This window comes from Pinirhizobacter sp., from assembly GCF_035317885.1.
Classification (GTDB): domain Bacteria; phylum Pseudomonadota; class Gammaproteobacteria; order Xanthomonadales; family Rhodanobacteraceae; genus Pinirhizobacter.
In genome coordinates, this window is the sequence record NZ_DATHFX010000122.1 from 1 (window position 1) to 8543 (window position 8543).

Below are 8543 nucleotides of genomic sequence, written 5' to 3' on the forward strand. Positions count from 1 at the left end.
AAGATGTTGGCCGCGTATTTGGCGCTGCCGATCAGCTCGGACTTGCCCACCTGCGTATCGCCCAGGGATACCGGGGTCTCGTTGGTCTTGTTGAGCGTGTAGTTGGCGATGTAGCCGAAGCCCCAGTCGTAGGTGTGCTGCGTGTACAGCTCCACGCCTTTGGAGGTACCCGAACGGCCGTTGGCGTTGGTGCTGTACTGCAGGAAGTTCTGCTCGGTACCGCCGACGTCCACGTTGATGTTGTTGACGGTGACGGGAACGACGAAGTTCTTCACCTTCTTCTGGAACAAGTCCAGGCCGACCACCGACTCGGGCGCGTAGTACCACTCGCCGGCCAGGTCGAACTGGGTGGCGGTGAAGGGCTTCAGCTCGGCATTGGCGCCGCTGCCGTACCAGCCCGGGGGCGGCGCGCCGAACTGCTTGCGGTCGTTGTAGTAGTCCACCGTGTTGTTGGTGAGGCTACCCAGCTGGGCAAGGTCGGTGTAGTTGGCGCGGGCCATCGCCTGTGAACCCGCCGCGCGGATCACGAAGTCGTTGGGCAGGGTCCAGGCCACGTTGAAGCTCGGCAGCAGCTTGTTGTACTTGGTCTTGGTGGAAGCGTTGGAGAACGTCTGGATCACCGACTGTTCGCGCGGCAGGTACTGGAAGTCGCCTGGTGCGCATGGGCCGCCGCCGGCGTTCACGCCGGAGGCCGGGCAGATCAGGATGTTGCCACCGCCATCGTGGTAGTACACCGCATTGTTGGTGGTGATCTCGTCGGCGACGGTCAGGTCCTGCTTGGTGCTGACGAAACGCAGGCCCACGTTGCCGCGCAGGGTATCGGTCTGGAAGTTGGCCTGCACGTAGGCCGCTGAGATCTTCTCCTGGATCGTCGACTTGTCTTCCGGATGCGGGTAGAGCACGCGGTCGTAGGTGGAGTTGAGGTAGTTGTAGTACGCCGGGTAGTTGATCGCCGGGAAGGTGGCGTCGCTATAGGCCTCGTTGCGGCCGTCGAGCGGGTTGGGCAGCAGGAAGCCCGCCGGCAGCTGGCCGGCGTTCGGATCGCAGGTCTGGAACTGCAGGGTGGTGCCCTTGCAGTACCAGCGCAGCTCGTTGTTCTGCTGCTCGGCGTTGTTGTCTCGGTACTTGGCGCCGAACTGGATCGACTGCAGCCAGCTGTTGTCGAAGGCCCAGGTGAAGTCGAGCTGGGCGAAGTTCTGCGAGGTGGCGGTGTTGACCATGTTCGAACCGGTCGAGCCCAGATCCACCTGGCCCGCGCCGGCAAGCATGTTCTGCAAGACGCTGGGCGAGGCGTTGATGGTGGGCTTGCCGTTGAGCGTCCACGAGGCGCCGTTGCTGCCGTCCACCCACTGGCCGTCGACGAAGTTGCGCGGCTTGGCGGCCATGCCCAGTTCCACCGACGGGCCGCCCGTGGCCCAGGTGCGGCCAACGTTGAAGGTGCCGCTGAGCGCGCCGCCGTCATCCCACTCGCCTTCCAGGTTGATGGTCTGCGAAGTGGCCTTCTCTACCGAGTAATTGCCGTTCAGCCAGGGAATTTCGGTGGAGCACACGTCCACGGCCTGGCGCGTGGCGCCGGTGGACGGATTGACGGTGGAGTTACAACCCACGCCCGGGGCCGGCAGCACGTAGTTCGCCCCGGTCACCACCGTATGCGACGGGTCGAAAGTCAGCCCGTTGGGCGCCAGCAGGCGGCCCTGCTGGTCGTTGAAATCATGATTGCTGGGCAGGCCCCACTCGGGCACTTCCAGCGTGTTGGTGATCTGGGTCTGCTCGCGCTGGAAGCGGAAGTAATTACCCGTCAGCAGGAAATGGTCGGTGGGCTTGAACTGGATGGTGGCCTGCGCGCTCTTGGACTTCAGGTCCAGTTGGTTGCGGCTGGTGGAGAACTGCTGCGGCATCCAGTAGCCCGAATACTGGTTGCCTGCCTGGTCCACCACGCCGCCGCCGGGCCACAGCGCCAGGTTGGAATTGACATCGGCACCATAGCCGTTGCCATGCACGTTGGTCGGCTGGTGCGTACAGGTGGCGTGGTCGACGCAATCGTTGTCCCACCACTGCCAGCTCGACGCATTGGCGGTGTAGTCGATGTCGCGGCGCTTGAGGTAGGTACCGGCCACCAGCACGCCGAAGGTTTGGTCCTTGTTCTTCCACGACCACAACGCCGAGGTCTGCGGCTCCTTCTTGCTGCTGTTGTCCGAACCCGCGCCATTGAGCGACACGAAGCCGTCGTTGGCGTCCATCTCCAGCGGGCGGCGCGTGTGCAGATCCACGTTGCCGCCGATGCCGCCTTCGTCCAGGCGCGCTTCCAGGCTCTTGTAGAGCTTGATGTCGGAGAACATGTTGGCCGGGATCAACGTGTAGTTGAACGAGCGGGTGAGGCCCGCCGACGTGTCGGCCGATGCCACGTAGTTACCGTTGAGTTCCGTCAACGTGAGTTCGGGAGCGAGGCCACGGATACTGACCGTCTTGCCCTCGCCCGATTCGCGGGTGATGACCACGCCTGGCACGTGCGCCAGGGCGTCGGCGATATTCTTGGCGGGAAACTGCGAGATGTTCTGCGCGTTGATCACTTCGACGATGGAATTGGAATCCCGCTTGTCCTGCATGTTCTGGTCGACGGACTGGCGGAAGCTGGTGACGACGACCGTTTGGAGGTCCGTTACGTCTCCTTTTTTCCCCTTGTTCTCCTTCTTCACCGCAGTGCTTTGTGGCGGCGGCGGTGCTGTTGATGAAGATGCAGGGGGCGCAGTCGTCTGCGCAAAGGCAATGGAGGGTATTCCCAGGCACCCGCCCAAAGACATGCTCGCCAGGGCGAGCGCGGTATACAACGGCTTACGCGAAGACACATGCGGCAAATGAGTCATTTTTCGTGATTCCCTACTTAGTTATGCGCCTCTGGAGTCGGCGCAGTAATCCCCGTTTAATCACGTACTGCGAATTGGCGATTTGTCGCCCGATTTCCTCCGGCTTTAACTTGGATCGATCCAAAATATTGGGTGTCCAATGGCACTCGGTCCATCAACAGCGAATGCTTCAATCTCCCCGGGTCGCCGTGGCGGCTACCCTTTTCCCTCAACCTGCCAGGCGGGGAGCAGCAACACCATGAGCTGCGCCTGACGCACGCGCCCCTGGCCCTTCCCAACCCTTCCCTTAACCTGACCGCCGTTGATTTGGATCGGTCTAAATCCCGCTGGGGCAGATTAAGACGCTGAAACCGCAAGGTGTCACGCTGCAATGCAAAAAACGCCTTCCGCCCGATGGTTCCGGGCACCGGATGGGGCGTCGAGGGGCCCGTGTTTGTGCAAAAAAGCGGTTGTTGGCGGTTCTGGGGCAATCCGCACCACGGGAGTTCCGAAGAACTAAACTTTGCCCTTCCGCTCCCGATCATGCGGTCAGCCAATGCTCGTGCGCCGCTGCCCTGCCGCTTCCACGATCGCCGCGAGCTCGCCGATAAAACGTGCACGCTCGGTGTACATCAGGCCATGCGGCGCACCTTCATAGACGATCAGCTCCGCATCCGGAACGATGCGCGCATACGCATGGGCGGTAAGCTCGATGGGTGCGGACGCATCCATGTCGCCGTGGATCAGGGTGACCGCGATACGCAATGCGGCGGCCTCGTCGCGGAAGTCGGTTTCCAGGATTGCCCGCTGGAAATCGACGAATGTGCGGCGCGAGACGTCCATGATCATCTGGCCAAGCCACTGGATAAGCCGGTCCGACACCCGAGGTGCGAAGGGCCCGGCATTCGAGTCGATCCATCCGGCAAGATCGTGGGCCAGTTCACCCAACAACGCTTCCGCGGCCTCCCTGGGCACGCCACACGGGTTGTCCTGCGCAGCCAGCATGCAGGGACCGGTTGCGCCCACCAGCACCAAATGGCGGATACGTTCGTCGCCGTGCCTGGACAGGTAGCGGATGGCTTCGCCGCTCGCGCCCGAATGGGCTACCAGGGTAATGTCGTGAAGGTCCCATGCCGTTGCGCGCCCGCAATCGCCTGCTCAGGTCCGCAGGCCACCCGGCCGGCCAAGCGCATCGCCGTTCCGCTGCGCCTGCGCATGCCCGGCAGCGAAGCCGTGTTGTCGTTCGTGTCCACCATCACGGTATTTGGCACGCCGGTGGACGTGACGCTTTCGGAACCGGCGCTGGAATGTTTGTTCCCGGCCGACGATGCCACGCGCGAAGCGCTGTTGCGTCGCGCCTGACAAGATCCCCAATCAAAGAATCCCCAAGGAGCCGCGCAAATGACCGACAAGAGAGTGTGCTTCGATTTCGACGTGGCGTTTTCCAACGGCGGCGGTATCCAGGGCCAGGGCTTCCGCCTGGACATCGATGGCGATGACATCGACGACGACGCCCTGGCGGCGTACATCATCCGCGACCTTCGCCTGCTGATGGTGGGCAGCGTGAAGATCCATAACAAGGCCATCATTACCGAGCCGCACAAGCGTGCGACAGCGGTCGATGAAGCCACGGCGGCCAACGCGACGCACAAGTTCGACCTCAGCCACGTGATTGAAACCGGCATGATCACCTACAAGGGACTGCCTGCGCCGCTGGTATGCGATTACCTTTCGCGGGAAAACTCCAAGGCCCACTACGCCGAAGGCACTACGTTCGTGATTGACCGCCTGGACATGGTGGGCAACACCGGTACCTACATCGACTCTCCCTTCCATCGCTACGCCGATGGCTGCGACCTGGCAGGGCTGGCACTGGATCAGATCTCCGGCGTGCCGGCCGTGGTCGTGCACGTGGCGGGCGCCACGAGCCGGGCGGTGGACTGGACCGAATTCGCAGCCTTCAACGTCAAGGGCAAGGCCGTGCTGGTGCACACCGGATGGGATCGCCATTGGCGCACCGATGCCTACTTCGAAGGGCATCCGTTCCTTACCGAGAAGGCCGCCATCTACCTGCGCGACCAGGGTGCGCGGCTGGTGGGCATCGATTCGCTCAACATCGACGACACTTCGGGCGGCACGCGGCCGGTGCATACCATCCTGCTGGGTGCCGGCATCCCGATCGTCGAGCACCTCACCGGGCTCGAGCAGCTTCCTGTCGAAGGCATCCGGTTCTCGGCTGTACCTCCCAAGGTGCGCCGGATGGGCACCTTCCCGGTACGCGCCCACGCCTGGGTGGACGCCAGCACGTGATGTCCGCCAAGCCTGGAGAGAGGCTATCCCGCTCCGGACGCGACATTTTCGTCCGGGAGCGGGGGTGGCGCCGTGGCGATGAGATGGCGCCGCCGCGCCAGGAACCATACGGCGCCAAGCGGGAACGACAGGGCCAGCTGCCATGGCCCATAAAGCTGCGCCATACCGGAAGCGCTGAACAGCCGAAACGAAATTAGCGTGAAGCCCGCCTCACCCGTGCTCCAGTTCATCGAAACCGTCACGACACCCACAAGGGTGAACAATGCCCACCACACCTTGTGCCGCCGCATCGGCGTGCGCAGGCAAGTGATCAGGGCGAACAGGCAGAACAGGGGCATGGCGATGACGCCAAGCAGGAAGAGCCATTGCAAAGGCCCTTTCCCGGCAAGCGAGAAAGCGTTGATTTGCTCGAGCGACTGATCGTGCGTCTCGGCTCGCATGCCCACGATTTCCGTGCGGTCGCCCGTGTTGACCAGAACGACGTTGGCGAGGAGCCAACGGTGGTCAAACTGGTATTCGTAGCTCAGGTTATAGGTGGTCTGCTTCGCCTTGCCGCTACCCCAGCGTTCGTTGGTGTAGGCGCCAACCACCTTCACGCTGGCGGGCGTGCCTGACGGCATCCCGGCGGACAGACTACGAAGCTTGGCCAGCGTGTCGGGGTTATCCAGTTCCCTGGACAACATCGGGCGAAGCTCGTCGATCTTTCCCGTCCGCCATTCGTCGATCACCGACCGGCCGATCTCGGCGGCGGGATGGGGCGTGAGCTTGTCGATCATGGCTCGCTGGTCGCATGCGCAAACGCCAAACACGATGGCCAGCACTACCACGCAACGCCTGATGATCCCCATGGGCACGTCCCTGTGATATTGGACGTGGTTATACGCCTGAACTGGCGGCCACGCCACTATGCCGGGGCCGCAGGGCAATGCGCACCAGGTAGATCACGATCAGCACGTTGGCCACCATCACGGCAAGTTTCAGCCAGCTGAAGCGCATGATGCACTCGTAAAGCTCCACGGGCACCAGGGAACCGGTGGCGATCACAGTGAACCACTCGGCCCAGTACTTGCGCATCCAAAGGCCGATGCCCTCGGTGGCGAAGATCGCGGCATAGACCAGGGCCACGATGCCCACGGCAATGAATTTCGCCGGTCCCATGCCTTCAAGCAGGTGCACCAGGCTCCAGCGGAGGCTGTTGCTCTCGGTCAGCTGCAGGTGCTCGAGCCATTGCACCAGGTTCTGGAAGTTCTGCTCGCGGTCCAGGCGGAAGGCAGCGATGGCGATGAAGATCAAGCCGACGGTCTTGACCGCCTTGTATACGGCGATGATGCGCAAGCCCGCCGGATGCTTGGTGGGACCGGGTGTGGAAGTGGAGGTTTGATCCATGAAGTGCAGGCTTTATTTCCCCAGTGCCTTGGCGATCGCCCTGGCCGCCAGCGGCCGCATGACGTCGTAGCCCGCGGCATTCGGGTGCAGGCCATCGAAGGTCAGGCTCTTCTTGAACACGCCCTGCTCGTCGAGCATCGCCGGGTAGTAGTCGAGCAGCACCAGGTGCTCACGCCGCGCGTAGTCGCGGATCCAGGCATTGAGTTCCTTGATCGTCTCCGGCGGGCGGTTCTTGCTCTGGTTCGGATCGAAGTAGTCGCTTACCGGCAGCACCGTGGCCAGGATCACCTTGATGTGGTTGGCCCGGGCGATGTCGACCATCGAGGCAAGGTTGTCCTCGATCATCTGCACGCTCGCCTTGCCTGAATTGCCGGCGATGTCGTTGGTGCCGGCCAGGATCACCACGGCCTTCGGTTTCAGGGCGACGACATCGGGGCGGAAGCGCACCAGCATCTGCGGCGTGGTCTGCCCGCTGATGCCGCGGTTGATGTAGGGCCTGTCGGGAAAAAACACGCCCTGGTCGCGCCCCCAGAAATCGGTGATCGAATCGCCCATGAAGACCACGCGCTGGTCACCCTTGACGGGCTTGGCCACGGTGGCGTTGTCGGCGTGATAGCGAGCCAGATTAGGCCAGTCGGCCAGTTGTTTCTTCGCCTCCGCCAGCCGCTGTCCGCTGGTCGGATCAGCCGGTGCCGCGGCGGCCTTGGCATTGGCATCGACCGCGGGGGCCACCTGTGCCTTGGGCGTCAGGGCGGTGCATGCCGATCCCATCAGTAGAAGCCCAGCCAGCGCAAATGCGGCACATGCACGATTCATTGATCCAACCCTTCCCGACGAGTTCTTGAGCATAGGCCGGCAGCCCGCTACCGACAACGGGTGCCTGAAGTCACGGTGACCGGGCCCTTGTACCGTCACGTCGGCACCCCACCATGGACAGATAGAATCCGCGCTTGGCGACAAGTGAAAAGTGAGGCACGAAAGATGAAGAAGTTTTTGTTCGCGTTCTGCCTGGCATTTGCGGCCATCGGTCCAGCCTTCGCCGACGATTCACCCAAGGCGGTACAGGCAGCCATCGCCCAGGGTAATTACCCCCTGGCAGAACAGGAATTACGCCAGGCCATCGCCGAGCATCCGCAAAGCGCCAAGGCGCACTATGTACTGGCGCAGGTGTTGGCCCACCAGGGCAACATCGGCGAGGCACGCGCCGAAGCGGACAAGGCGCAGACACTCGATCCGAAGATCGGCTTCACCGACCCTGCCAAGTTCCAGCACTTCCAGTCGGAACTGCGCCAGGCTACCGCGCCGGCTCCCACGCGCATCGCGCCAGCGCGTCGTGAGGCATCAGGTGCAACCGCAGCTCCCGTCCCATTCCAGGTGGAGAAACCCCATACGAGCATCTGGCCCTGGGTCCTGGGCCTGGTGGTGATCGGCGGCATCGTGTTGATGGTGATGCGCCGGCGGCAATCCCCGCCAGGCGGTCCGGGCTACGGCCAGGGCCCCAACACCAATGTCCCGCCGGGATTCCCGGGCCAGGGATATCCGCCGCAAAACCAGGGCTCGGGCATGGGCAGCTCGTTCCTGGGCGGCCTGGCCGGCGGCGCCCTCGGCGCCGCGGCGGTGAACATGTACGAAAACCATGAACGCCGCGAGGAAGGCGAGCGCAATTCGAACGCGAATGCCGGCGGCGGTAACGATGCCGGCGACAGCCGCGGCCAGGCCTACGACGACCTTCGCGACCAGCCCGTCGACATGGGTAACGACGACAGCAGCTGGGGTGGCGGCGGTGGCGGCGACGACTCCGGCGTCGACAGCGGTGGTAGCGACGACAGCTGGACCTGACGACGTTACGCCGCTTCGCATGAACCTGCGCTAATCTCGGTCCCCGGAGTATCCCGGGGACCGCAGATGAACAGTGCCGAGCTCTTCCTGATCGCCATGGTGATCATCTTCGCGGTGCCCTACCTGATCTGGCGGCTCGGCCGCACCGACTACTACGCGCCGCTG

Annotated in this window: 8 protein-coding genes; 3 read left to right on the forward strand and 5 right to left on the reverse strand. The window is 63.2% G+C overall.

Features of this window, described 5'->3' with window-relative positions; translation table 11 throughout:
* Together VK519_RS03735 and VK519_RS03740 are read right to left on the reverse strand one after the other, a co-directional pair.
* A partial coding sequence (locus tag VK519_RS03735) for a TonB-dependent receptor (protein ID WP_324347799.1) occupies positions 1 to 2696 on the reverse strand: 2696 nt, incomplete at its 3' end.
* A 696-nt stretch (positions 2697 to 3392) separates the two neighbouring features.
* Complete coding sequence (locus tag VK519_RS03740) at positions 3393 to 3959, reverse strand: alpha/beta fold hydrolase (protein ID WP_324347806.1); 567 nt, start codon at positions 3957 to 3959, stop codon at positions 3393 to 3395.
* Between VK519_RS03740 and VK519_RS03745 the strand changes: the two genes are divergently transcribed.
* Both VK519_RS03745 and VK519_RS03750 read left to right on the forward strand, forming a co-directional pair.
* The gene (locus VK519_RS03745) at positions 3879 to 4205 is read left to right on the forward strand and encodes a hypothetical protein (RefSeq protein WP_324347800.1); all 327 of its coding nucleotides are present in this window, start codon (positions 3879 to 3881) and stop codon (positions 4203 to 4205) included. The genes VK519_RS03740 and VK519_RS03745 overlap by 81 nt on opposite strands.
* 39 nt (positions 4206 to 4244) lie before the next feature.
* Complete coding sequence (locus tag VK519_RS03750) at positions 4245 to 5153, forward strand: cyclase family protein (RefSeq protein ID WP_324347801.1); 909 nt, start codon at positions 4245 to 4247, stop codon at positions 5151 to 5153.
* 23 nt (positions 5154 to 5176) lie between these two features.
* On the opposite strand, the gene VK519_RS03755 is transcribed toward VK519_RS03750, so the two are convergent.
* The 3 genes from VK519_RS03755 to VK519_RS03765 are packed head-to-tail and all read right to left on the reverse strand — an operon-like array spanning position 5177 to position 7355.
* Positions 5177 to 6001: a hypothetical protein gene (locus VK519_RS03755; RefSeq protein WP_324347802.1), complete on the reverse strand. Its 825-nt coding sequence runs from the start codon at positions 5999 to 6001 to the stop codon at positions 5177 to 5179.
* A 28-nt stretch (positions 6002 to 6029) separates the two neighbouring features.
* Positions 6030 to 6539, reverse strand: coding sequence for a DUF2127 domain-containing protein (locus VK519_RS03760; RefSeq protein WP_324347803.1), 510 nt, complete (start codon positions 6537 to 6539; stop codon positions 6030 to 6032).
* 12 nt (positions 6540 to 6551) lie between these two features.
* Positions 6552 to 7355 carry an SGNH/GDSL hydrolase family protein gene (locus VK519_RS03765; protein ID WP_324347804.1) on the reverse strand — a complete coding sequence of 268 codons (804 nt, stop codon included), beginning with the start codon at positions 7353 to 7355 and terminating at the stop codon, positions 6552 to 6554.
* Between the two features lie 165 nt (positions 7356 to 7520).
* Here VK519_RS03765 and VK519_RS03770 point away from each other — a divergent pair, with 165 nt between their 5' ends.
* Positions 7521 to 8378, forward strand: a complete 858-nt coding sequence (locus VK519_RS03770) for a tetratricopeptide repeat protein (RefSeq protein ID WP_324347805.1) — start codon at positions 7521 to 7523, stop codon at positions 8376 to 8378.
* Positions 8379 to 8543 lie beyond the last annotated feature (165 nt).

What these genes read in the sequence shown, in the direction of transcription:
- VK519_RS03760 (WP_324347803.1), bottom strand. Translation starts at nt 6,539, where the DNA reads ATGGATCAAACCTCCACTTCCACACCCGGTCCCACCAAGCATCCGGCG.
- VK519_RS03745 (WP_324347800.1), top strand. Translation starts at nt 3,879, where the DNA reads ATGGCGGATACGTTCGTCGCCGTGCCTGGACAGGTAGCGGATGGCTTC.
- VK519_RS03765 (WP_324347804.1), bottom strand. Translation starts at nt 7,355, where the DNA reads ATGAATCGTGCATGTGCCGCATTTGCGCTGGCTGGGCTTCTACTGATG.
- VK519_RS03750 (WP_324347801.1), top strand. Translation starts at nt 4,245, where the DNA reads ATGACCGACAAGAGAGTGTGCTTCGATTTCGACGTGGCGTTTTCCAAC.
- VK519_RS03755 (WP_324347802.1), bottom strand. Translation starts at nt 6,001, where the DNA reads ATGGGGATCATCAGGCGTTGCGTGGTAGTGCTGGCCATCGTGTTTGGC.
- VK519_RS03770 (WP_324347805.1), top strand. Translation starts at nt 7,521, where the DNA reads ATGAAGAAGTTTTTGTTCGCGTTCTGCCTGGCATTTGCGGCCATCGGT.